Origin of the sequence: Delftia sp. GW456-R20, from assembly GCF_001622915.1 — a bacterium.
GTDB classification, from domain to species: Bacteria; Pseudomonadota; Gammaproteobacteria; order Burkholderiales; family Burkholderiaceae_C; genus Comamonas; species Comamonas acidovorans.
This window is the reverse complement of record NZ_LWCN01000004.1, coordinates 463,124-486,738: the sequence shown is the minus strand read 5'-3', so window position 1 is coordinate 486,738 and position 23,615 is coordinate 463,124. Positions and strand designations below refer to the sequence as shown.

Sequence of the window (23,615 nt, the reverse complement as noted above, 5' to 3'; positions counted from 1 at the left end):
CAGCCCTGGTCATCCTGCAATGCAGTGCCTCGCGCTAAGCGGCAAGCGCCGCCTCGGCCGGTTTGGTGCGCGCAAGCCGCATCACCTCTGAAGGCGGCAATTGCTTGAACTGGTGATTGCTCCACACCTGGCGCCAGCGGCGCGCCCCCGCCAGCCCGTTGCGCAACCCCAACATATGCCGCGCGATGGAGTACCAGTGCGTGCCATGGGTGCGCGCCTCGCGTTCCATATACGCCACCATCTCCTCCTCGATGGACTCGCGCGTGTGCTCCACGCTCGCATCGCCGTAGTAAAGCGCATCCCACGAGGCCAGCCACCAGGGGTTGTGATAGGCCTCGCGGCCCACCATCACGCCATCGACCTGCTGCAGCAGTTCCTGCACCGTGGCATCGGCCTTGATGCCGCCGTTGATGGCAATGGTCAGTTCCGGAAAATCCTGCTTGAGCCGGGCCACGATCTCGTAGCGCAGCGGCGGGATCTCGCGGTTTTCCTTGGGCGACAGGCCCTTGAGCCAGGCATTGCGGGCATGCACGATGAACACGCGGCAGCCCGCATCCGCCACCGTGCCCACGAAATCGCGCACGAACTCGTAGCTCTCATCCTTGTCGATGCCAATGCGGTGCTTCACCGTGACTGGCACATCCACCACATCCACCATCGCCTTCACGCAATCGGCCACCAACGGCGCCTCGTTCATCAGGCAGGCGCCAAATGCGCCGCGCTGCACGCGCTCGCTGGGGCAGCCGCAATTGAGGTTGATCTCGTCATACCCCCACTGCGCCCCCAGCCGCGCAGCCTGCGCCAGATCGGAAGGCTCGCTGCCGCCGAGCTGCAGCGCCACCGGGTGTTCCTCGGCCTCGAAACGCAGATGCCGCGGCACATCACCGTGCAGCAGGGCGCCCGTGGTCACCATCTCGGTATACAGCAGGGTATGGCGGCTCAGCAGGCGGTGCAGGTAGCGGCAGTGTTTGTCGGTCCAGTCCATCATGGGCGCAACGGACATGCGCCACATGCTGGCAGGTGCTTGATTTTCTACGTTTGTCATTGATCTGATTGGGTTTTTTGCTCTGGCGTCGTTGCCGGACTCTTCGCCATTCAACCCCGTTTTTGCTGATTTTCTCGCTGGCTTTGCTACATCCTTCACCTGTAGCAAAACAGATGGGAGCATCACTTCCTGCTTACTTGCTTGCACCGCACAGATCCGGCTGATGAAGAACGGCACGTTCGTCCACCGCGAAAGCCAGACCTACCGTCGGAAAGTGCTGGCCAACGAGTGGCTGCGCAGGCGCGAGTACGAAATGGACCAGGAGCGCGCTTCCTGCCAGGCTGTGCACAAGAAAATTTCAGTGGGGGAGCCACTGCGGGATTATGTCAGTGCGGCCGAAAACGTGACTGAGTGGGGCCGTAGCAAAAAGGCCGACATCGCGCGCCTGCAGGCCTCTGGTCGGGCCGACCTACAGGCCACCAAGCTCACGGTGCAGAATCTGATGGGCTACACCAAGAAGCGGCGCAAGGAAGGCGAGGCCGGCCCCGCCACCGCGCTCAATGACATGGTGTGGCTGCGCCAGGTCTTCCTGCATGCTTCGGCCGCGCGCGGCGTCGATGCGCCGCTGCAGGTGCTGGACCGCGCCAAGTCCGAACTGCTGCGCACACGTGTGATCGCCAAGCCAGCCCAGCGCTCGCGCCGGCTGCTGCCCGAGGAGGAGGCCAGGCTGCTGGAGCACTTCGCCAGCCGCGACGGCCGGGCATCATCCACGGGAAGGGGGAGCGCAGGAAGGCCGACGACCACTACAGCGCCTGGGGCTGCGCCGCCTGCCATTCCTGGCTGGACCAAGGGCCTGCGCCCGCCGCACGCAAGGAAGCCACGTTCATGGCCGCGCATCTGCGCCAGGTCCTGGCATGGCGCGCGCTGGCCTACGCCCCGAACATCGATGCCCGCGACCGAGCCGCTGTGCTGTGGGCGCTGGGCCTGTTCAACGCCACGCCGATTCTGGATTTTTGAAAGAGGACCATCTTGGAAACCAAGGCCGCGCACACGAACCGCGACGACACGCAAAAGAAGAAGGTGGCACCGCTTGAGCTGCATGGACTGGCTGGCTGGCCAGCTGGAGGGCTGGCACGAGGAGGGGGCGCGACACAACAACCCGCGCCCCGCGGGCGTCATCCGCCCGGGCAGTGGCACCGACGTGCTGCTGCGGTTTCTACGCCAGGCACCCGGGCGCTGGTTTTTCCATTCCGAGCTGGTCCTGGCCCTGGGCCGCAGCAAGGGGGAGATCGATTGGGCGCTGCAGTACCTGGTGCGCGAGTGCCAGGTGGAAAGCCGGCTCACGGAGCTGCCGGCGCGCAAGCCAGTGCATCGCTACAGACAGAGAGAAGGATCGACAACATGACCACGACAACGGAACGCCAGCCCCAGGCGGGCGACATCTACGCATGCTGGGAGGCCGCCAGTTAGGTAGTACGCTAAAAGTTGATAGCTTTCAACAAATGAAACAAAACTATCATTTGTTAATTTTTGTTAACTTATCCCTATTTTGTATCTGATGATCATGCCGCTTGGGTGTGCACAGGGGGTTGCATGCTCGCTTGAAAACTTAGGGGCATGACGCCCCGTCGCGGAGATCATCAAATGGTAGGACTTGGTAAGCGTAGCGTTGCTTCGCTGGTTCTGAGCGTAGCGGTGTGTGGATCGGCATGGGGCAGATGGTCATGCCGCCGGGGAGCAGCATTGATCTTGCTGGAGGCTCTTTCCAGCTTCCTTGCACGGCGGTCATCATGCAGGGCGAGTTGACTTTGGGTACGGGGAGTTTTGACACCGGCTCGTTCGCTTTCGACTCAGGGGCCACGGTTACTGGGACGGGGGGGCAATTGAACGTCAGTGGAGACCTTACGAGCACCGTCCCCTTGAATCTTGGGGCCAGCAGCGTAGTCCTGTCGGACAGCTGTGCGCCCGGTTCTGTCCTTCAGCTGAGTGGCAACATCGTCGTGAAAGATCTCACGCTGATCAGCACCACAGCCACCCCGCCCACCGTCGTCCTGCCGGCGGGCACCAACCTGACGGTTCTTGGAACGCTGACCCTGGGAACTCCTGGTCGGCCGGTCGTGCTGACTTCGTCTGGCCCTGGCACTGCCGTCGTCACGATGGGGCCTGGCGCCACGCTGTCGAATCCCAGCGGTAGCGCCGTACCTGGAAATGTGCAGATCGGGGCACCGGTGGTGACTTCTCCGGCAAGCATTCCCACGCTCAGTACCTATGGGCTGATGTTGATGAGCTTGATGCTTGGTGGCTTGGCTCTTCTTCGCCAACGCCGCGGCCGCACATCCTCCTGAATTGTTCATCCCTTCCCGGCATCCTGGGCCACAGGTTTGGTACAGGGTGCTCAAGTGCTTTTATCCCAACCGCAGTTGAACCATGTTCCGTAAAGAAACCACCATACCTTCTCGCCTGATTTTTGCTTTGTGTCTGAGCGCTGGCTTCCTCGCGCCTGTAGCGCACGCTGCTGATGTCAGCATCACCATGCCTCCAGGCGGCAATTTCATTATCAAAAATTCGGCGGGGGCCGAGCGCCTGCGTGTACAGAACACAGGTGAAGTGGTGGTTCCGGCTTTGCCGGCCGATACGGCCACTGGCAGTCAGCTGCTGTGTGTCGATGGCGTGACGGGACAACTGGTGCATTGCGCTCCAGGCATTGGCGCAGGAGCCACGGGTGCGACGGGGGCAACAGGACCCACGGGCGCCACAGGGGCTGTCGGTCCCGTAGGTCCGACAGGCGCCGGGGTGACGGGAGCCACGGGCTCGACAGGTGTTACTGGATCGACAGGCGTAACAGGTCCTACAGGCGCCACGGGTGTGACGGGAGCCACGGGTCAGACGGGTACCACAGGCGTGACAGGTGCGACAGGTCCGACAGGGGTGACTGGCGCTACTGGTGCCACCGGCCCTACGGGCAGCACTGGTGCGACGGGCCCGCAGGGTCCTCAGGGCATTCAGGGTGTGCAAGGTGTTACCGGCATGACGGGAGCATCAGGAGGTTTGGGAGCGACAGGGCCACAAGGTATCCAGGGCGTTCAAGGCGATACGGGGGCCACGGGCGCGACCGGGCCTGCTGGTCCTGCCGGCGGCGGCGTGACCTTGGTTGACGCCAACAATGTGACCCTGGGTAAGGTGGTGAGCGCGGCGCGGAATAACATCACCCTTGTGACCAGCACGGGCCACCTGATGGTGATGTCTTGGGATGGGACGCTTCCCAACTCTCAGATCTATTACAAAGGCACGGGCCCTGGCAACTGCTCAGGTGAAGGTTACTTGAATTCAGGCAGTCCCACGACGGCAAGCTCCATCTACGCCAAGACGGTTGTATGGTCGCTTTCGCTGGGCTCATTCATGGTGACCTCGGCGACACCTCAGTCCAACGGAACGGTCCTGGCCGTTATGCCGACAGGTATCACAGGGTTTGACAATTCGAGTTGCGGAACCTCTACCGGGGGCCAGTACGGCTGGCTGCTGCAGCCCGTTACGGCAGCTCAGATTGGCCTTCCCTCGCCGATCGTTGCGCCCTTGAGGCTGCAGTAGGCGCAAAAGCTAGTCTGTGATGGAAGCAGGGCCCGCAAATGCGGGCTTTGTTTTTTGCGCATCGCCAGGACTTCATGTGTGGATCGGCACAGGGCCGGCGTTCAGGGCGATTGTTTTGCTAGTACGCCTGCATGCCCTGCGACAGAGCATCTTCCTCAGGGTTGCGTTGCGTTATGCCGTCCCAAGCCTGTCAGCTTCGGGAGGATGAGCAAGGAACAGAAGCACACTCCCCAGTGGGAGCGCATCGAGCTGGACTACCGGGCCGGCATCAAGAGCCTTCGGCAGATCGCAGCAGAGCAGGGCATCAGCGAGGGAGCGATCCGCAAGCGCGCGAAGCGTGACGACTGGAGCCGGGACCTGTCGGAGCGCATCCAGGAGAAGGCCGAGCAGCTGGTACGCAAGGAGGCGGTACGCAGCGAGGTACGCGCGGAGCGTACTGCGTCCGAACGTGAGGTGGTGGACGCGAATGCGCAGGCTGTGGCCACGATTCGGCTAGCGCACAGGCGGGACATCCAGCGGGCGCGCAAGATCACCAATGCGCTGCTGGATGAGCTTGAGCAGATGGCGGACGCGGACACGGTGGGCTACCTGCAGGAGCTGGGCGAGATGTTGCGTTCGCCCGACGACAACGGCATGGACAAGCTGAACGACCTCTACCAGAAGGTCATCAGCCTGCCGGAGCGCTCCAAGACCATGAAGGTGCTGGCCGAGAGCTTGCGCATCGTGGTGGACATGGAGCGCCAGGCCTTCGGCATGAACGACAAGGACGCGGGCAAGGGGCCGAACGGCGGCGGCAACGTGGGCCACTTCGAGCTGCACTTCGTGGATGCGCCGGCACGGGAGAACGATCCGCGAGACGGGAGGGGGCATGAGTCTGCTGTCCGCAAGCCTGCAGGCCGCGCACTTGGCCGATGAGGAGCCGGACTTCGCAGAGGACTACGAGGTAGACCGCTCGCGCGTTCGGGTCGAGTTCCCCTCGAAGCTGCGCGGCCTGTTCCAGCCCAAGCGCTTCAAGGTCATGTACGGCGGGCGCGGCGGCGCCAAGTCCTGGTCCGTGGCCATGGCCCTGCTGGTGATGGGCAGCAACCGCCCCCTGCGTATCCTGTGCGCGCGCGAGATCCAGAAGTCCATGCGGGACTCGGTGCACCGCCTGCTGTCCGACCAGATCGCGGCGTTGGACCTCCGCAAGTTCTGCCGCAGCGTGCAGGCTAGCGACGCACCGAACAAGCGCGATCAGGTCAAGGCGATCAGTCAGGAGATTGAGGTTTCCATGCATCTGTTGAATCAGGAGGTGCACCTAACGCTGGAAAAAGCGAAAACCCAGCGCCCATGACAACAAAAACGCGAACGAGTTCTTGATCGAAGATTTCAATGCGTTGCATATTGTTTCAGTTGACAATACTTGACACTTTTGGCGCATTACTGTGACTGTGCCGTGCGGTCTTGATGCCCAGCGGAGCTTGTTTGATGACTTTTTCACTTTCGCGATGGCTGGCCGGGGTTGGCTTGGCTTTTCTGCTGTCCTCCAACGCCGCTGCCCAGTGGTCCTATCCACCGGGCAGCTCTCTGGTTGTCCCGCCCGGGGGCGCCGTAGACCTGTCCTGCTCTGCGCTGGACATGCAGGGAACCTTGGATCTGGGCGGCGCGCTGACCGTCGATTCTTCGGCTACGTTCGCAAGTACCGCCGCCATAACCAACAGTGGTGGAACGCTGTCGGTGGGTGGTGACCTGCAGATCAACGGATCGCTGAATGCCGGCAACAACACGATCGAGCTGCGCGACGGCTGCGATCCGGGCAACACCAGCCAGCTAAGCGGCACCTTGGTCGTGCAGAACCTGACCATCAAGAGCAGTACGGGCCGCACCTTTGTGCTGCCTGTCGGGGCAAATATCACCGTGCTCGGTACGCTGACCGTCGAGGGTGTGCCTGGTCAGCCCGTGGTGCTCCAGGCTGCCAGTGGCACAGCGGTCATCAACCTGGGTCCTGGCGCAACGGTGGTGCGTACCAATGCGACGGTTCCGTCCACCGTGCAGATCGGTGCTGGTCCCAGCGTGTCTGCTGCAGCGATTCCCACGCTGAGCGAGTACGGGTTGATGCTCCTTTCTCTGCTCATGGCACTGGCGCTCTGGCGTCAGCGCCGCGCTGCACAACGTTAATCACTCCACATACAGACCATGAAAACCATGAAATTCACGCTGCGCTCTGTCTCTTTCGCTGCGGCCATCGTCTTGAGCGGCGCTGCAATGGCGGCTCCTGGTGGCGCCGACATCACCATCACACCGCCGGCCAATGGTGGATTCGTCATCAAGAACAATGCGGGCAATGCAGAGCGTTTCCGGGTCATGGAAACCGGCGATGTGTACCTGCCCAACCTGCCCAATACAACGGAAGCTGGCAGCGTGGCCTGCTATGACGACGCGACGGGGCGACTTGGCAAATGCGCAGCAGGTGCGATTGTGGGAAGTCCTGGTCCGACAGGAGCAACAGGAGCCACAGGACCAGCCGGCGTCACAGGAGCGACCGGCGCTACTGGACAAGCCGGTCCGACGGGGCCGACCGGTCCGATCGGCCTTGCAGGGCCGACAGGTCAGACAGGCGCCCAAGGCCCCATTGGTGCCACGGGCCTGCAAGGCCCGACAGGAGCCACGGGTGATATTGGCTTGCCTGGTCCCACAGGTCCCACCGGACCAGCAGGGGCTGGAGGAACTACTGCCACCTCAATGGCTGCTCACAATACCTCCGCTCCCGTAATTGCTGTCATTCTCGGCGGAACTAATATCCCCTTGCCAAATGAACAAAGCATTTCGAGTTTTAATTCTGATGGCACTAACACGGTATTTACAATTTTGTCCAGTGGCAGATATAGAATAAAATATTCTATTAAAATAACAAATAGTTTGCCTCTCTCTGCGAGAGTAATAGTTAACGGGGCGCAGGTTTCCTCTCTCACTGAAATTAATAATGCTGGTGTTTCCAAATTTGATGGAGAATCAATATTGAACATGGCTGCTGGAGATACCATGAGCCTCCAGTTCTTTGGAATGCTCGGAGCCGTTACTCTGCAATCTGGTGCCGGAGCTACTTTAATTGCCGAGAAGTTGAGCGATTAGAGTATTGAAATTTCTCATGAAAGCGAGCTTTCGGGTTCGCTTTTTTGCGTCCAGGCGCCTTCTATGCCCAAAATCTGTCCAGAGTAGGCTGAAGTATGGTGAAAAGAAATGATTTCGAAAACACCAGACGCGTGGCTATCGTTGCAAGTGTTTGATTGGAAAGGATTTTTCTTTTGTGCCTATTTCGGTGGGTCGGACTTTTAATCCGTTGGTTGCGGCTCCATGAGCAGGTTGTATTTCCAGGCGGGTCTATGCTCCTTTCTTTTCAAAGGCTTCCGGGCTTGGTTGGTCCCCCCTTATCGGTCGGTACATGCAGACACCCGGATCTACGCACCATTAGAAGGGCAACTGAGCCAGCGATGCTGCAAAGTTGCTACGGAGGGTCACGAGCATACATCTAAGTTACTGTCAGATAATGATTTTCTTCAAGAATCAATCCAGTCCATCATGGGCGCCACGGACATGCGCCACATGCTGGCCGGTGCTTGATTTTCTACATTTGTCATTGATCTGATTGGGTTTTTTGCTCTGGCGTCGTTGCCTGATTCTTCGCCATCCAACCCCGTTTTCCTTTTTGTTCAACTCTGAGCACTCAATGGGAATGGTCACCGCACACAAGCGGGCAGGCGGCTCGCTGGCTGACCGCCAGGCCTCCAAGCCCACGGTCCAGTTCGGAAGGTCAATCTCCAAAGAAAAAGCCCCTGGCGCGCACGCACCCCGGGGGCTTGAGGCGCCGCCTAGACTTGGCGCGCACCTCCTTGCTTGGTGTATCGGCTGCACGCCGCCTAACTTTTGGCCTTTTCGATCAGGAATTGCCTGCGGTTCTTGCCGTTGATCCAGTTCGGCGGCTTGCTGCGGCCGATCAGGGTAGCACCCGTCTCGGGGGGCGCGGAATCTGGGCGTGGCCACGAAGCTCTCGCTGGCAGGGAACACGTTCTGCTCGGTCAACTGGCATTCATGAACCTGGGCGCGAACCTCTTCCACCGAACCGGCTTTTTTCTGTTTTCATCGTTTCCGCGATGCGTGCATCCGGCTCGGCCTTCCAAGCGAGTGGCATCACTGACGCAAAAATCATCCATTGCGCGAGGCTGGTTGTTGTAACTGCGTGTAAGTGAATGAGAAGATTCAAATGAATTTGATCTTCAATTGCGTGATGCTAGTAAAGAATTACTATCTTCACCAATGCCTTTCGATGTCATATTCTTGAGACTCATCGATCGACGCATCGAATAATGCAATTGGAGGCATGCCAAATGAATGCTGAAGAGAAACAAGAATCATTTGCACGGCAATCGCGGTTGCAGGCATTGTTGATTGACCCGGAGGTGGAGGACTTTGCAGGGTTAAACCTGTTGCTTGGTCAGGCTGGATATGATCTGCGGATGGCAGCAAGCCCGCCAGAAGCATTGGCGGAGTTTTCTGGTGGACGAATTGACTTGTTGATATGCAATACGCATGTACTTGACAAGGATGGCGGACAGTGGTTGGAGAGCATTGTTGGACAGTTCCCTGACCTGTTTGTGATTTTTCTTTCGGAATACGGCAGAACTGTGATTCCGAAAGGCGTTGGTCGTTTGATGGGTTTGTACCGTCACATAGTAAAACCTTGGAGTAGTGAGCAATTTTTGGATGCTATTGATCAATTAAACGATCAGAAAATTACACGCCATGAGAATATTCGTCTGGATCAAAAAAATAGAGCGCTGACAAAGGAGCTGGCAGAATTAAATGCAACTGTTGAGCTTGCTGCCCATGTGCACGACGACGAATTGTTGGAGGCGCATAGGAAGCTTAAAAAGAATTTCGTCGCAGCTATCCGGATGTTTTCCAATCTTCTTGAGTGGCGGGGTGGGCTGCTTGCAGGGCACTCTAGACGCGTTGCGGATCTGACCCGCCGAACCGCAAATATCATGCAGCTAAGCGAAGAAGATCAGCAGAATTCTTTTGTTGCTGCGCTCATTCATGATATTGCCCATATTACTCTTGCCGATGGGATGTTGAACAAGCCCGTCCCGAGCTTGAGTCATGAAGAGCTGGAAAAATATAGGAATCACAGCAGCTTGGGAGAACAGTTGCTTCTGCCGATAGACGATGCGCACCCGGTCGCTACTCTCGTCAGGTCCCACCATGAGCGATTCGACGGGGCAGGTTTCCCTGATGGCCTGAAAGGGAAGGATATTTCAATAGGAGCTCGAATAATAGCGGTTGCTGATTTTTACGATGACCTGATGATAGGACATTTAAGCAGCAAGCCACTAAATTGTGCAGAGGCAAGAACCCTCGTTTCGCATGGTAGAGGAACACAATTTGATCCAGAGGTTGTCGATGCTTTCTTGCAGATTTTGATACAGGCAACCCCCGTTGCCGACCCAGCCCCACTTTATGTTCCCTGTTCGGAGCTCAGGCCAGGAATGATATTGGCTCAAGACTTCGTATCGAGGGAAGGTTTGGTATTGCTTACGGCAGGTCGAGTTTTGACGACGGACTTGATACGCAGAATGCAATTGCGTGTTGATCTTGGCCGGAAATTACCGATTCGTTCCATGGCCTCGGCTGTTTGATGATTTTCGAGATTTTGTAATTGTTTTGGTATGGGTTTGATCAAGTTGTTAATGGTTTTCGCTCTCTGGTCGTCTTAAAGAACTTCAGCAGAATTTCACCGTTGGATGTAATCGCTTGTTTTTCTGATATGTCAGCTATATGTGAAGGTGGTACTTCTGTGGAATATAGCTTGCTATTGCTTATTCTGTATAAAATTCTCGTGTCTCCGACTATGAATTCATCTCCTTCAATCAGTCCTATATACCGGCCGTTTTTGGTATAGGCTTTCCACCATCCGCCTTCTATCATTTTATGCCTCGCGATATTATGGTTTATTGTTGACGCCCAACACGTCAATGCTCAAGGATGAAATACTAATCTGAGAGTCGTTCGATTTTGCAATCGATGCAAAATTTGACAAAGTAATTGATTTTGATAATCCATTATCAGATTCTCATCGAACGAGAGTGACATTCACATATGTGGGCGGTTTGGTGGGTAACTATTGATCAAAGTATTCACAAGCCCTGCGTGCTCCGCATCGGGAGCCATTTTTTCTTCACACGCTGCATGCGTTCAAAAAAGAGAACCCTGGTTCCCCGGGGTCAAACCATGGCTGCTGGCGGCAGGAGTCCTGCGTGATTTACCCGCCCACGCCCTTGCCCAGCGACAGTATTTCGCTCGCATGCACGATGGCCTGGGCAATCTCCTCCACCGAGCTGCGCCGGCTCATGGCCTGGGCGCGGATCATGTCGTAGGCCTGGTCTTCGTTGATCTGGTGGGTTTGCATGAGGATGGCCTTGGCTTCGGCCACGCGGCGCTGGCCCAGCAGCTTGGCCTGGAGCTTGGCGATGCGCTGCTGCTGCTGGCGTGATTCCTTGTGGTTTCTGCGCGCCAGCACCAATGTGGACAGCAGGCCGAAGGAGCGGATGGGCGAGGGCAGGATGGCTTGCACCTGCAGCTCCAGCACGGCGGAGACGATGGTGGGGTTCTCGTAGTTGACCACGGCGATGGCGGTGGGCGGGCTCTCTCCCTCGCCCTGGGTCCAGGCGTAGTTCAACTGCAGTTGATCGGGGCGCACGGCCAGGAAGACCACGTCCGTGCCCTCGGGCAGGCTGGGCTGGGGCGGCCAGATGGCCTGGACCTGGCAGCCTATGCGCTGCAGTTGCTGGGCCAGCAGGCGGCCGTCCGCGTCGTCGGGGTGGACGACGGCAATGCGCAGCTGGCGCAGTTCCTTCAGTTGGGGCGAGGTGGCACGCAGCAGCGGCTTTCTTTCCAGCAGCGGCCGGCCTGTGGCAGCGCTGGCGGCGTCCTTGTTCGGGGCGGCATCCACGCTCAGTTGTCCAGGGCACCGAGGCTGGCGGTCCAGTCGCCCAGGGAGTGGGTGACCAGGTAGGGGTCGGGCGAGACGGCCCGGGTGGCCTGGCGCACGATGGTGAAGCCGCCCTGGGCATTGGCGCGGCCCACGCGCGGGTGCAGCCAGGTGTGGTGGTTGTCGGGATCCAGCCGGATGCGGCCCTGGGGCGCGTCGAATTCGCTGCCCAGCAGATGGGGCAGCAGCTCGCCTATGCGGTCACTGCCGGCCTGGCGGAAGGCGTTGGCGAACAGGTGCATCTGAAAGTAGGCGGCCTCCCAGCACAGGTTGGGCCGGCAGTCGTCGCCCAGGCGCTGGCGCAGCCGGGCCAGGCAGCGCGCGTTGGCGGGCGAATCGATGGACTGGAAGTAGGGCGCGGCCGTGAAGTGGCCGGCCGCCACGTCGGCGCCCATCTGGGCGATCTCGGCCTCGGAGGTGGTGAGGCTGGCAATCGGCATGGTCTGCGGGTTGAAGCCCGCATCGGCATAGGCGCGGTAGAGGCTGGCCGTGGAATCGCCGACCACGGTGGAGAAGATGAAGTCCGGCTGCCTGGCGCGGATGTCCTGCATGATGGCCGCGTAGTCGCGCTCGGTGGCGTCCAGCGGCAGGTAGTGTTCACCGAGCTTGTCGCTGCCGGGGTGCTGCATGACCAGCTCGCCCATGATGCGGTTGGACTCATAGGGGTAGATGTAGTCCGATCCGATGAGGTAGACCCGCGCGCCGAAGCTGCTGGTCATGTAGTCGGCCAGTTGCACGCTGTTCTGGTTGGGCGCGGCGCCCGTGTAGATGACATTGCCCGAGAACTCGAAGCCTTCGTAGAGCGTGGGATAGAACAGCAGCTTGTTCCATTTCTCGACGATGGGGATGACGGCCTTGCGGCTGCTGGACATGTAGCAGCCGAAGATGACGTTGATGCCGTCGCGCACGATGAGTTGCTCGGCCAGGGCCGCATAGCGGGCCGGCGTGGAGGCCGGGTCGTAGCGCACTGCCACCAGTTCACGCCCCAGCAGGCCGCCCGCCTCGTTGATTTCGTCGATGGCCAGCTGCGCGCCCTGCAGCTGGGACTGGCCGATGGTCGATGTGGTGCCGGTGGCCGAGTAAAGAATGCCGACTCTGACGGGGTCGTTCATGGGTTCCTTCTGTGCCAGGTGCTGGCGTGCGTTCTTTGCAGGCTTCAGGTTAATCGAGATTTCCGTGGCGCTTGCCGTGGTCAGCGGCCGGCTGCGAGCCTTGCGCCCATCTGGGACAGCCGCCTTGGCAGATGACGCGCGTCGTCGGCAATGCCGTAGTTGCGCCCGCCAAAGATATGGCGCACATAGCCGTCTGCCTGGCTGTCCACGGCCAGGCAACTGATGCGTATGCCTGCGGCGCGGGCCTGCTGCACGGCATGGCGCGCGTCTTCGATCAGGTAGCGATCGTCATGCACGTCGATGTCGGCGGGTGCGCCGTCGGTGATCACCAGCAGATGGCGCTGGCCAGCAGGCTCGGCCGCCAGCAGGCTGCTGGCGTGGCGCAGGGCGGCGCCCAGGCGGGTGGAATGGCGGCCCTGCAGTGCCTGCAACCGGGTGGCCGCTGCTGCGGCAAAGGGTTGGCCGAAGTCCAGCAGGCGCAGGTAGCGGACTTCGGCGCGCGTGTTGGACGAGAAGGCGTGGATGGCCAGGCGGTCCACGCCGGTCCTGTGGCCTGCGCGCGATTCGGCCAGCATGAGGGCCGCCTGTTTCTCCAGCTCCAGCAGGCTGGCGCCTTGGGGGCCGGGCGTGTTGACCGATTCGGAAGCGTCCATCAGCACCAGCAGGCTGGTGGGGCGCGGGCCTTTGCCGGCACGCATGAAAAGGCGAGGTTCCGGGCGCAGGCTCAGGCGGCGGTCCACCTGGACCTCGATGGCGGCATTGAAGTCCAGGTCGTCGCCTTCCCACTGGCGGCGCAGGCGCTGGCGCCGGTCCAGCTGGCGTGCGGGCGGCAGCGGCAGGGGCGGCATTGTCTGTCTGCCGGCCTGGGAGCCTTTGCCGGCCAAAGCCTCGGCCTGCCATGCGGGCAGGGTGTCGATGACGGTGCACCAGTCCGTCTTCAGGCGCTCCGACCTGCGGTCCCATTCCGGATAGCTGTGGCGCGACAGTTCCAGGCCTGGGTTCAGCTCCAGCGACTGGCCTTCCTGGGCATCGGACTGCTGTCCGGCGCCGGCCGATGGAGGAGGGGCCGCACGCGCAGCGGACTGCTGCAGCGCGAGTGTGTCTTCCTCGCCCTGGGGCGACTCCGGATGCTGCCAGAGATAGCTGTTGTCATCACGGTAGATGCTGGGCACGGCATGGTGCTGGGGGTCCATGCGCACGCGCATCTGGCCCAGGTCGTTGGCCAGGATGGACGCAATGGCCCGGAATGCGGCGTAGTCCTCCAGCCCGTGGCGCGTGGCGGTGTTCTCGAACAGGTCACGGGCCTTGTGGATCCAGTGGTTGCCGTCCATGCGCTCTGGCCACAGCAGCATGCGGTCCAGCCGGGCCATGAAGGCGGCAAAGCCCAGGTCGGATGGGTCGGGCTCGGGCGCGATGCAGGCCTCGAACCAGCGCCGCACGCCGGGGTGCTGCAGGCACAGCAGCCGCTCCACGCGCGCATCTTCCAGTGCGCCCACCACGGCCTGGCCCATGGGCTTGAGGGTGCTGCTGTCCTGGCGGGCGGGCGAAAAGCGCAGATGGGCTGCGGCATGGGCCATCGTTGCTGCGTGCAGGTGTGCCTGAGTAGACAAGTTGGCGGGAACCAGCAGCCGGGCAGGCTGGCCGATCAGCACGGCGCGCGGGGGCAGGGCGTGGGCCTGGCCCGGCGCCGGGGCACTGGCCGGGGCACTGGCCGGCGGCCTGGCCAGCGCCTGCACGGCGACAGGCTGGCGTGCGAGGCCGCTGGCCAGCAGGCCCAGCGTGTGCAGCAGGCGGGACTCTTCGGGCAAGGCAACGGAGACGATGGCCATGGCGCGCGGCCCTCAGGCGCCGAACTCGGCCTCGACCAGCTGGCGCAGCGCGGCGGCAGTGTCGGGGTCGTCGGTCAGGGCGCTGGTGATGGTCATGTCGCAGCTGTCGTGCACCGAGACACCGTCGCGCATCAGCAGGCCCGCGTAGATCAGCATGCGGGTGGAGGCGCCTTCGTCCAGGCCCCGGTGGCGCAGTTCTCGCGTGCTGCGCGCCAGGCTGACCAGGCTGCGAGCGGTGGCCGGGGCAATGCCGGTCTCGTGGGCCACGATGTCCGCCTCGATCTCGGGCGCAGGGTAGTCGAAGTCCAGCGCCGCGAAGCGCTGGCGCGTCGATGGCTTCATGTCCTTGGCGCTGCTCTGGTAGCCGGGGTTGTAGGAAACCACCAGTTGGAAGTCAGGGTGCGCGTGGACCACCTCGCCCTTCTTGTCCAGCGGCAGGGCGCGGCGCGCGTCGGTCAGCGGGTGGATGACGACCGTGGTGTCCTGGCGGGCCTCCACCACTTCGTCCAGGTAGCAGATGCCGCCGTGGCGCACGGCCAGGGTCAGCGGGCCGTCGTGCCAGGCCGTGCCGTCGGCATCCAGCAGGTAGCGGCCCACCAGGTCGGAGGCCGTCATGTCCTCGTTGCAGGCCAGCGTGACCAGGGGGCGCTTGAGCGCCCACGCCATGTACTCCACAAAGCGCGTCTTGCCGCAGCCCGTGGGGCCCTTGAGGATGAGCGGCATGCGGTGCTGGTAGGCCTGGCGGTACAGCTGTACTTCGCGGCCCGAGGGGCGGTAGAAGGGCTCTTCCTCGAGGCGGTAGGCCGCCAGCGGGTCGGCGGCCTGGTTGGCAGGAGCGTGCAGCGGGCCTGTGGTTGTTGTCGTGCTCATCTTCACTCTTCACCTTTCCGTGTTCATGGGCGGGCCTGCCCCCAGGCCTGCAGGCTCGGAGGCAGGGCGCTGTCAGCGGTGCTTGGGCGCCTCGTGCGGAATGCCTTCGATGGGGCATTCGGGCGTGCCTACGGTGGTGCGCGTGAAGGACTCCACCATCTCGCGCGTGCCCTCGGGATCGTTGACCCACTGGCTGTAGAAGTTGTAGGGGCAGGCGGCCACGCCCTTGTCCCCGTCGCCGGAGTTGATGGTGCCGGTGTAGCCCCGGTGCACCAGCTTGAACAGATGGTTCTGCGACTGGCCGTTCTTGCGCGCATCGCGGATCAGGTGCTTGGACAGTTCGGCGTACTGGATGCCCATTTCCTCCTCGCCGGTCTCGCCCAGGGTGCGGCCATCGAAGCCGATGATGGCCGAGTGCCCGAAGTACGAGTACACGCCGTCGAAGCCCGCCGCATTGGCCACGGCCACGTAGCAGTTGTTCATGAAGGCCATGGCCTTGGAGACCATTATCTGCTGCTCCTTGGCCGGGTACATGTAGCCCTGGCAGCGCACGACGAGCTCGGCGCCGCGCATGGCGCAGTCGCGCCAGATCTCGGGGTAGTTGCCGTCGTCGCAGATGATGAGGCTGATCTTCAGGCCCTTGGGGCCTTCGCTCACATAGGTGCAGTCGCCCGGGTACCAGCCCTCGATGGGCACCCAGGGCATGATCTTGCGGTACTTCTGCACGATCTCGCCCTGGTTGTTCATGAGGATGAGGGTGTTGTACGGCGCCTTGTTGGGGTGCTCCTCATGGCGCTCGCCCGTCAGCGAGAACACGCCCCAGACGTTGGCCCTGCGGCAGGCGTCGGCGAAGATTTCGGTCTCTTCGCCCGGGATGGCGCTGGCCGTGTCGTACATCTCCTTGGCGTCGTACATGATGCCGTGCGTGGAGTACTCGGGAAAGATCACCAGGTCCATGCCCGGCAGGCCGCGCTTCATGCCCACCAGCATGTCCGCGATCTTGCGGCAGTTGTCCAGCACCTCGGCCTTGGTGTGCAGGCGGGGCATCTTGTAGTTGACCACTGCCACGCCGACGCAATCGTTGCTGCTGGAAATATCTCCGTGTCTCATGCTGCTGCTCCTGAAGGGGTTGAGGGGGCGGCGTGCGGCATCGCAGCCCCCTCGATTCCCGGCCAACAAAAAAAGGCCCGAACCGCTCCGGGTCAGGGAGCGGTTCGGGCCTTGTTGCCCGACATCTGCGCTGGCAGCTTTGGCAGCGGATGTCGTCTTGTCGGTAATGCGGGAATGAATCGGGGCGATGCCTTATCGCCGTGCATGCATTGTTGCCATGCACCCGCCCCGCGCATATACGTCATATGCCGGTTGTGGCGGGCGCGATGCCGTGGTATTTCCCGCGCGCGCTCTGCGCCCTGGTCCCTCAGAAGGACCCGAACATGGTGCCGAGCGTGATCACCAGCACCAGGGCCAGCAGTGGCGCGCCAATGGTCATGATGGCGATGTTGCCGTACGACTGGCGGTGCGTGAGGCCGCAGATGGACAGCAGCGTGATGATGGCGCCGCTGTGCGGCAGGGTGTCGAAGCAGCCGGCCGCCATCACGGCCACGCGGTGCAGCAGCTCCGGGCTGATGCCCAACTGGGCAGCCATGGCCAGGTAGTCCTTGCCCAGCGTGGACAGCGCAATCGACAGGCCGCCGGACGACGACCCCGTGATGCCCGCCAGCACGTTCATGGCCACGGCCTCGGAGATCAGCGGGTTGTGAGGCGCCACGTTGAGCACGGCCTCGCGGATGATGGCAAAGCCCGCCAGCCCCGCGATGACCGCGCCGTAGCCCACTTCCGAGGCGGTGTTGAAGATGGGCAGCATGGAGCCCAGCACGCCCTTGTTCACCGACTCCTTGAGATTGCGCCAGCGGCCCAGGCCCAGCAGCACCAGTGCGGCGCAGGCCACGGCCAGGGCCATGATCAGCGCCCACAGGCCCGTCTGCTTGGCCGGGTCCACGGCAGGAAAACGTTCCTTCAGAAAGCCGAAATCCATCTGCGGGAACACGCCGTAGGTCAGCAGCGCGTTGACCGCGATCACCAGCACCAGCGGCAGCAGGGCCAGCGGCAGCGGCAGGTCCCGGCGGCTGTGCAGGGCGGGGTCGCTTTCTTCATGCAGGCCCTGCTCGACGGCATCGTCATGGTCGCCGTAGCCTTCGCCGGCCACGCGCGCCTTGGCCGCGCGCGACTGCAGCCACCACAGGCCCAGGGCCAGCATGGTCATGCCGCCGATGATGCCCAGGCCCGGCGCCGCGAACACATTGGTGCCGTAGTACGGAATGGGAATGGCGTTCTGGATGGATGGCGTGCCCGGCAGCGCCGTCATGGTGAAGGTGAACGAGCCCAGCGCGATGGTGGGCGGTATCAGCCGCTTGGGCACATGGGCCGCGCGGAACAGCGACTTGGCAATCGGATAGATGGCAAAGGCCACCACGAACAGCGACACGCCGCCATAGGTGAGCACGGCGCAGGCCAACACCACCGTGAGGATGGCGTGCTTCTCGCCCAGCACGCGCATGATCCAGTGCGATATCGCGGTGGCCGCGCCCGAGTCCGCCATCAACTGGCCGAACAGCGCGCCCAGCAGGAACACCGGGAAGAACTGCAGCATGTAGTTGCCCAGGGCGCCCATGAAGGTGCTGGTGTACAGCGGCAGCATGTGGCCCAGGTCGCCGGACAGCAGCACGGCCACGGCGGCCATCAGGGGGGCCAGCAGCAGCACGGAGATGCCTCGGTAGGCCAGGAACATCAGTCCCGCCAATGAAATCACGATTGCCAGGGTACTCAAATCGTCTCCAGTCCAGTGGTTCTAGTCAAAAAGACAGAATAAATGCGGATGGGTGACAATTTGGCGTAATTGGCGTGCTTTGTAGATGATTTGGCGCAATATATCGCCACGTTTACCCGGCCTGTGCGCCGCTGCGCGACTGCAGCCGCAGTCTCAAGGGCGTGGATGGCCGCAGCGTGACCTGCAGCACAGGGCGGGGGGCGCTGGCACCTTCGGGCACGCTCAGCCGCAGACGCTGCAGCACCATGGCCGCCACCACCGTCATCTCCGTGCTGGCCAGGTGCTGGCCCAGGCATACGCGCGGGCCGGTGCCAAAGGGCATCCAGCTGCCGCGCGGCGCGGCAGGGGCTCCGTCCTTGTCGGCATCGGCGAAACGCTGCGGCTGAAAGGCATCGGGTTGCGGGAACCAGCGCGCATCGCGTTGCATGAGGCCGGGCGCAATCATGAACAGGGTTCGTGCGGGCAGGCGCCACGGACCCAGCTGCACAGGCCGTGTGCAACGCCGGCTGATGAGCACAGGCGCGGCCGGGTACAGGCGCATGGCTTCCTGCAGGCTCCAGCCCAACTGGCGCAGCGCCGGCAGGTCCTGCGCCATGGGCGTGCGGCCCTGCAGCTGTTCCTGGATCTCGTCAGCCACCTGCTGCTGCGCCTCGGGATGGGTGGCCATGCACCAGGACCACCAGGTCAGGCTGCTGGCCACGGTTTCGTGACCTGCCAGAAAGGCCGTCATGCACTCATCGCGCACGGCCTGCAGTGTCCAGGCCTGGGCGTCGCCCCGGTGCAGGCGCAGCAGGCGGCTGAGCAGATCCTCGGGCCAGTCTGCATCGGCCTGCGCCAGCCGGAGCCGGACCTGCCGGTCGATGAAGCCGCGCAGCCAGGCAAGCGCCCGGCGCTTGCGGCGCTTCCAGGGCATGGCATCGGGCCAGCGCAGCGGCCAGTAGAACTCGCTGTTGGCGGCATGGCTGACTTCGCGGATGGCCTGCTCCGCGGAGCGCGCATCCTCGCCGATGGCGCCGGAGAACATCAGCCGCATGATCACATCCATGGCCAAGGCGGTCAGCGCCTGTTCCATGGGAAAGTCCTCGGACTGCTGCGGCCAGGCCTGGAGCGCGGCCTGCGCGGCTGCGGCCAGGGCCGGTATCTGGGCCTGCACGGCCTTGGGGGAGAAGGCCGGCAACAGGGCCTGCCGCTTGCTGCGCCAGGGCTGGCCTTCGCTAACCAGCACGCTGTGGCCGTGCAGTTGGGCAAAGACCGAGATGCCGTGCTCCCAGCGCACCAGCGCATCGTGCTGGCCGACCAGCAGCTCGCGCACCAGTTCGGGATCCGTGACGACGACCTGGTGCTCTGGCCAGATGCGCAGATGGATGGCATCTCCGTGCTCGCCGCGCCACTGCGCCAGCGTACCCAGCAGGTCGCGCGACATGCGGCGCAGCAGGCCCCAGCCCGTGAGCCCCGGTGCCGGGCCCGGTGGCCAGGCCGTGGAGGCCGTCTGCTCGGGTTGCTCGGGTTGTGCGGATTGCGGCGCTTGCGTGGCTAAGGGGCAGGAGGCCGCATTCGACGGCGCCGGTGTGCAGGTATCTTGCGTGGGATTCGGTCGGTTCATGTTCCGATGCTCGCTGGTCGCGCCGCCCGTGGTCTTGAACGAAAGCGTCACCGGATCGGCGGGCGGCAAGGCCTACACTGCGCCTCCATGGATGCCGTCGTGATGCCCGAGGCCGAAGCCGCAATCGAAGCCTGTACGCCCAGTGCCTTTGCTGCCTGTCCGCCCCTGCATGCCAGGGCCGCGCGCTGGGCAGGCCAGGGGCGGCAGCCGCACTCCATGCTGTATCCCGCGCCGGCAGGGCTGCATGGTGCGGTGGTGGCCGTCGTCTGCCGCGATACGCGGGGCGTGGTCCTGGACGATGCGCAGCGGCTGTCGCATTTTCCCGCCACCCCCATGGTCTGCCTGTCCTGGTACCAGGACATGGCCGCAGGCCTGGTGGGCGTGCAGGGCTGCGAGCCCTTTGAGGCATCCGTCATGCTCTCGGGCAGCCAGACAGCGCCCACGGCCAGCTGGGCCAGCGGGCCGGGCCGTGGCGGCATGGTCTGCCTGCACCTGGATGCCGCGCTGCAGCTGTTCGGCCCCGGCGTGCTGCAGGCGCAGGATGGCTTTGTCGCGGCATCCGGGGTGCTGGGGCCGTCCTGGTCCGCGCTGTGCCAGGCCCTGCTGCATGCGCAGGACGATGCCGGCACCCTGGACGCGTTGCAGCGCCACCTGGCGCCGCGCTGGCGAGAGGTCCGGGGGAGCGCCCTGCAGGTGCTGCCCTCATTGCGTGAGCATGGGCGCCACTGGGTGGCCTGGCTGGGGATGCAGGCGCTGCAATGGCAAAGAACGCTGGGCGCGCGCCAGGTGGAGCGGCGCATCAAGCAGTTCAGCGGCCGCTCCCTGCGGCAATGGCAGGGCATGGTGCGCACGGAAAGCCTGTTCCATGCGGCGCGGCGCCACCATGAACAGGGACAGGCGCTGGACTGGGCCGCGCTGGCGCTGGACGAGGGCTTCTCCGACCAGGCCCATATGTGCCGCGCCGTGCGCCAGATCACGGGGTTTTCGCCGGGGGAGTTTGCGCGGCGCTTCGAGCACGATGAATCGTTCTGGATGTATCGGCTCTGGGTTTGACCCGGGGGTCTGCTCCGCTTGCGTGTCCGTCACGCTACAGCATTTTTTGCATGGTAGAAAACGCGGGGGCTGCAAGCCGTTTCCCTGTGAAAACAGGTCCCGAATGCCGCTGTAAAACCCTAAGTCTTCTACAAGACTTAAAAAATATGGCGGGTTCCGCTTAGAATTTTGTATTGTGGGATCGCATTGCAGAAAACGCCGGGGCAGCATGCTGGCGCGACGGGGCATTGCGTGACGGTCCTACTGCCTCAGGCTGCACCGGCCCCGTTTCCCCTAGCGGATGCCCGGTTCGACGGCCTGCGGCGCGACCCCTACCTTTTCACTACCTGAGACAAGAGATGAGCACGCAGCAACCCACCATCATCTACACCCTGACCGATGAGGCTCCGCGCCTTGCCACCAGTGCCTTCCTGCCTGTGGTGCGCGCCTTTGCCGCACCCGTCGGCGTGAATGTCGAGACCGCCGACATCTCCGTGGCCCACCGCATCCTGGGTGAGTTCTCCGAATTCCTGGCCGAAGACCAGCGCGTGGCCCACACCTTGTCCGAGCTCGGCAAGAAGACGCTGGAGCCCGATGTCAACATCATCAAGCTGCCCAACATCAGCGCCTCGGTGGCCCAGCTGACGGCTGCCATCAAGGAGCTGCAGGGCAAGGGCTACGCACTGCCCGACTACCCCGAGAATCCGACCAACGACCAGGAAAAGGACATCAAGGCACGCTACGGCAAGTGCCTGGGCTCGGCCGTGAACCCCGTGCTGCGCGAGGGCAACTCCGACCGCCGCGCTCCTGCCGCCGTCAAGAACTACGCCAAGAAGCACCCCCACTCCATGGGCGAGTGGAAGCAGTGGTCGCAAACCCATGTCTCGCACATGGAGCACGGCGACTTCTACCACGGCGAAAAGTCGATCACGCTGGACGCCGCACGCGACGTCAAGATGGAGCTGACCACCAAGAGCGGCAAGACCGTGGTGCTCAAGTCCAAGGTGGCACTGAAGGCTGGCGAGATCATCGACTCCATGTTCATGAGCAAGAAGGCGCTGTGCGACTTCTATGAAAAGGAGCTGGACGACTGCCGCGACGCCGGCATCCTGTTTTCGCTGCACGTCAAGGCCACGATGATGAAGGTCTCGCACCCCATCGTGTTCGGCCACTGCGTGAGGATCTACTACAAGGAAGCCTTCGAGAAGCACGGCAAGCTGTTCGACGAGCTGGGCGTGAACGTCAACAACGGCATGTCCACGCTGTACGAGAAGATCGAGACGCTGCCCGCCTCGCTGCGCGAAGAGATCATCCGTGACCTGCACGCCTGCCAGGAACACCGTCCCGCGCTGGCCATGGTGGACTCGGCCAAGGGCATCACCAACTTCCACTCGCCCAACGACGTGATCGTTGACGCCTCCATGCCCGCCATGATCCGCCAGGGCGGCAAGATGTGGGGCGCCGACGGCAAGCCCTACGACTGCAAGGCCGTGATGCCTGAGTCCACCTTTGCCCGCATCTACCAGGAGATGATCAACTTCTGCAAGTGGCACGGCAACTTCGACCCCAAGACCATGGGCACCGTGCCCAACGTGGGCCTGATGGCGCAAAAGGCCGAAGAGTACGGCTCGCACGACAAGACCTTCGAGATCGAGGAAGACGGCGTTGCCAACATCGTCGATCTGGCCACCGGCGAAGTGCTGATGAGCCAGAACGTGGAGCAGGGCGACATCTGGCGCATGTGCCAGGTCAAGGACGCTCCCATCCGCGACTGGGTCAAGCTGGCCGTCACGCGTGCCCGCAACTCCGGCATGCCTGCCGTGTTCTGGCTGGACCCCTATCGTCCGCACGAGGCCGAGCTGATCAAGAAGGTCAACACCTACCTGAAGGACTACGACACCACGGGCCTGGAAATCCACATCCTGTCCCAGGTCCGCGCCATGCGCTACACGCTGGAGCGCGTGGCCCGCGGCCTGGACACCATCTCGGTGACCGGCAACATCCTGCGCGACTACCTGACCGACCTGTTCCCCATCATGGAACTGGGCACCTCGGCCAAGATGCTGTCCATCGTGCCCCTGATGGCCGGCGGCGGCATGTACGAAACGGGTGCTGGCGGCTCGGCTCCCAAGCACGTGCAGCAGCTGGTGGAGGAAAACCACCTGCGCTGGGATTCGCTGGGCGAGTTCCTGGCACTGGCCGTGTCGCTGGAAGACCTGGGCATCAAGAACGACAACGCCCGCGCCAAGCTGCTGGCCAAGACCCTGGATGAAGCCACGGGCAAGCTGCTGGACGAAGACAAGTCGCCTTCGCGCCGCACCGGCGAGCTGGACAACCGTGGCAGCCAGTTCTACATCGCCCTGTACTGGGCACAGGCCCTGGCGGCGCAGACGGAAGATGCCGAACTGGCCTCCAAGTTCGCTTCGCTGGCCAAGCAACTGGCCGACAACGAGTCCAAGATCATCGAAGAGCTGCGCGCCGTGCAGGGCAAGGCCGTGGACATCGGTGGCTACTACATGCCCGACGTGGCCAAGATGGATGCCGTGATGCGCCCCAGCGCCACGTTCAACGCAGCCATCGACGCGCTGCTGTAAGCCGCTGTGCCGGGGCCTGGCCCCGGCAGGCTTCAGCCATGACCGGCCGACCCGCAAGGGCGGCCGGTTTTTTCATGCCTGCAACGGCAGGAAAGAAAACCGCAGGCGAAAAAAAACCGGCCCAGAGAGCCGGTTTTTGGAAGCTGCGCCG

At 62.7% G+C, this 23,615-nt stretch carries 17 protein-coding genes; 9 read left to right on the top strand and 8 right to left on the bottom strand.

All coding sequences use genetic code 11. The annotated features are described in order from the left end of the window. Window positions 1-34: 34 nt before the first annotated feature. Window positions 35-1,045 (bottom strand): tRNA dihydrouridine(20/20a) synthase DusA, encoded by a 1,011-nt coding sequence (gene dusA, locus A4F85_RS07780; protein WP_082848161.1) that lies wholly within the window; start codon window positions 1,043-1,045, stop codon window positions 35-37. Window positions 1,046-1,208: 163 nt separating this feature from the next. Between dusA and A4F85_RS31070 the strand changes: the two genes are divergently transcribed. From A4F85_RS31070 to A4F85_RS29465, 7 genes are all read left to right on the top strand, one after another. Further along, window positions 1,209-2,390 carry a hypothetical protein gene (locus tag A4F85_RS31070; RefSeq protein WP_231890493.1) on the top strand — a complete coding sequence of 394 codons (1,182 nt, stop codon included), beginning with the start codon at window positions 1,209-1,211 and terminating at the stop codon, window positions 2,388-2,390. Window positions 2,391-2,694: 304 nt separating this feature from the next. Further along, complete coding sequence (locus A4F85_RS07765; RefSeq protein WP_231890492.1) at window positions 2,695-3,330, top strand: IPTL-CTERM sorting domain-containing protein; 636 nt, start codon at window positions 2,695-2,697, stop codon at window positions 3,328-3,330. 1,447 nt (window positions 3,331-4,777) lie between these two features. Next, window positions 4,778-5,488, top strand: a complete 711-nt coding sequence (locus tag A4F85_RS07760; protein WP_063326229.1) for a hypothetical protein — start codon at window positions 4,778-4,780, stop codon at window positions 5,486-5,488. Then, window positions 5,442-5,906 (top strand): phage terminase large subunit, encoded by a 465-nt coding sequence (locus A4F85_RS07755; protein WP_043821785.1) that lies wholly within the window; start codon window positions 5,442-5,444, stop codon window positions 5,904-5,906. Before A4F85_RS07760 ends, A4F85_RS07755 begins: the two co-directional genes overlap by 47 nt. Before the next feature lie 134 nt (window positions 5,907-6,040). Further along, window positions 6,041-6,730 carry an IPTL-CTERM sorting domain-containing protein gene (locus tag A4F85_RS07750; protein WP_043821787.1) on the top strand — a complete coding sequence of 230 codons (690 nt, stop codon included), beginning with the start codon at window positions 6,041-6,043 and terminating at the stop codon, window positions 6,728-6,730. 27 nt (window positions 6,731-6,757) lie between these two features. Further along, complete coding sequence (locus A4F85_RS31230; RefSeq protein WP_269447112.1) at window positions 6,758-7,684, top strand: BclA C-terminal domain-containing protein; 927 nt, start codon at window positions 6,758-6,760, stop codon at window positions 7,682-7,684. Between the two features lie 1,253 nt (window positions 7,685-8,937). Further along, window positions 8,938-10,245: an HD domain-containing phosphohydrolase gene (locus A4F85_RS29465; RefSeq protein ID WP_082848160.1), complete on the top strand. Its 1,308-nt coding sequence runs from the start codon at window positions 8,938-8,940 to the stop codon at window positions 10,243-10,245. 623 nt (window positions 10,246-10,868) lie between these two features. Here the strand turns inward: A4F85_RS29465 and A4F85_RS07740 are convergent. The 7 genes from A4F85_RS07740 to A4F85_RS07710 all read right to left on the bottom strand — a co-directional run bounded on the left by A4F85_RS07740 (window position 10,869) and on the right by A4F85_RS07710 (window position 19,838). Next, window positions 10,869-11,558 carry an ANTAR domain-containing response regulator gene (locus A4F85_RS07740; protein ID WP_063326226.1) on the bottom strand — a complete coding sequence of 230 codons (690 nt, stop codon included), beginning with the start codon at window positions 11,556-11,558 and terminating at the stop codon, window positions 10,869-10,871. Window positions 11,559-11,560: 2 nt separating this feature from the next. Continuing rightward, a complete protein-coding gene (locus A4F85_RS07735) occupies window positions 11,561-12,709 on the bottom strand; it encodes a transporter substrate-binding domain-containing protein (RefSeq protein ID WP_063326225.1) in 1,149 nt (382 codons plus the stop codon). An 80-nt stretch (window positions 12,710-12,789) separates the two neighbouring features. Beyond that, entirely contained in the window at window positions 12,790-14,538 is a 1,749-nt protein-coding gene (locus A4F85_RS07730; protein WP_063326224.1) for a nitric oxide reductase activation protein NorD, read from the bottom strand. A gap of 12 nt (window positions 14,539-14,550) precedes the next feature. Beyond that, a complete protein-coding gene (locus tag A4F85_RS07725) occupies window positions 14,551-15,408 on the bottom strand; it encodes a CbbQ/NirQ/NorQ/GpvN family protein (protein WP_063326223.1) in 858 nt (285 codons plus the stop codon). Between the two features lie 72 nt (window positions 15,409-15,480). After that, window positions 15,481-16,518 carry an aliphatic amidase gene (locus A4F85_RS07720; RefSeq protein WP_012205469.1) on the bottom strand — a complete coding sequence of 346 codons (1,038 nt, stop codon included), beginning with the start codon at window positions 16,516-16,518 and terminating at the stop codon, window positions 15,481-15,483. A 307-nt stretch (window positions 16,519-16,825) separates the two neighbouring features. Continuing rightward, complete coding sequence (locus A4F85_RS07715; RefSeq protein ID WP_063326222.1) at window positions 16,826-18,235, bottom strand: GntP family permease; 1,410 nt, start codon at window positions 18,233-18,235, stop codon at window positions 16,826-16,828. 112 nt (window positions 18,236-18,347) lie between these two features. Beyond that, window positions 18,348-19,838, bottom strand: coding sequence for a cytochrome P450 (locus A4F85_RS07710; RefSeq protein ID WP_063327913.1), 1,491 nt, complete (start codon window positions 19,836-19,838; stop codon window positions 18,348-18,350). A 102-nt stretch (window positions 19,839-19,940) separates the two neighbouring features. Between A4F85_RS07710 and A4F85_RS07705 the strand changes: the two genes are divergently transcribed. Together A4F85_RS07705 and A4F85_RS07700 are read left to right on the top strand one after the other, a co-directional pair. After that, the gene (locus tag A4F85_RS07705; protein ID WP_063327914.1) at window positions 19,941-20,891 is read left to right on the top strand and encodes a helix-turn-helix domain-containing protein; all 951 of its coding nucleotides are present in this window, start codon (window positions 19,941-19,943) and stop codon (window positions 20,889-20,891) included. A 338-nt stretch (window positions 20,892-21,229) separates the two neighbouring features. After that, window positions 21,230-23,464, top strand: a complete 2,235-nt coding sequence (locus A4F85_RS07700; protein ID WP_013802520.1) for an NADP-dependent isocitrate dehydrogenase — start codon at window positions 21,230-21,232, stop codon at window positions 23,462-23,464. The last annotated feature ends 151 nt before the right edge of the window (window positions 23,465-23,615 follow it).

Coding starts and splice junctions, on each gene's coding strand:
- dusA (WP_082848161.1), bottom strand. CDS start 1,045: ATGACAAACGTAGAAAATCAAGCACCTGCCAGCATGTGGCGCATGTCC.
- A4F85_RS31070 (WP_231890493.1), top strand. CDS start 1,209: ATGAAGAACGGCACGTTCGTCCACCGCGAAAGCCAGACCTACCGTCGG.
- A4F85_RS07765 (WP_231890492.1), top strand. CDS start 2,695: ATGGGGCAGATGGTCATGCCGCCGGGGAGCAGCATTGATCTTGCTGGA.
- A4F85_RS07760 (WP_063326229.1), top strand. CDS start 4,778: ATGAGCAAGGAACAGAAGCACACTCCCCAGTGGGAGCGCATCGAGCTG.
- A4F85_RS07755 (WP_043821785.1), top strand. CDS start 5,442: ATGAGTCTGCTGTCCGCAAGCCTGCAGGCCGCGCACTTGGCCGATGAG.
- A4F85_RS07750 (WP_043821787.1), top strand. CDS start 6,041: ATGACTTTTTCACTTTCGCGATGGCTGGCCGGGGTTGGCTTGGCTTTT.
- A4F85_RS31230 (WP_269447112.1), top strand. CDS start 6,758: ATGAAATTCACGCTGCGCTCTGTCTCTTTCGCTGCGGCCATCGTCTTG.
- A4F85_RS29465 (WP_082848160.1), top strand. CDS start 8,938: ATGAATGCTGAAGAGAAACAAGAATCATTTGCACGGCAATCGCGGTTG.
- A4F85_RS07735 (WP_063326225.1), bottom strand. CDS start 12,709: ATGAACGACCCCGTCAGAGTCGGCATTCTTTACTCGGCCACCGGCACC.
- A4F85_RS07730 (WP_063326224.1), bottom strand. CDS start 14,538: ATGGCCATCGTCTCCGTTGCCTTGCCCGAAGAGTCCCGCCTGCTGCAC.
- A4F85_RS07725 (WP_063326223.1), bottom strand. CDS start 15,408: ATGAGCACGACAACAACCACAGGCCCGCTGCACGCTCCTGCCAACCAG.
- A4F85_RS07720 (WP_012205469.1), bottom strand. CDS start 16,518: ATGAGACACGGAGATATTTCCAGCAGCAACGATTGCGTCGGCGTGGCA.
- A4F85_RS07710 (WP_063327913.1), bottom strand. CDS start 19,838: ATGAACCGACCGAATCCCACGCAAGATACCTGCACACCGGCGCCGTCG.
- A4F85_RS07705 (WP_063327914.1), top strand. CDS start 19,941: ATGCCCGAGGCCGAAGCCGCAATCGAAGCCTGTACGCCCAGTGCCTTT.
- A4F85_RS07700 (WP_013802520.1), top strand. CDS start 21,230: ATGAGCACGCAGCAACCCACCATCATCTACACCCTGACCGATGAGGCT.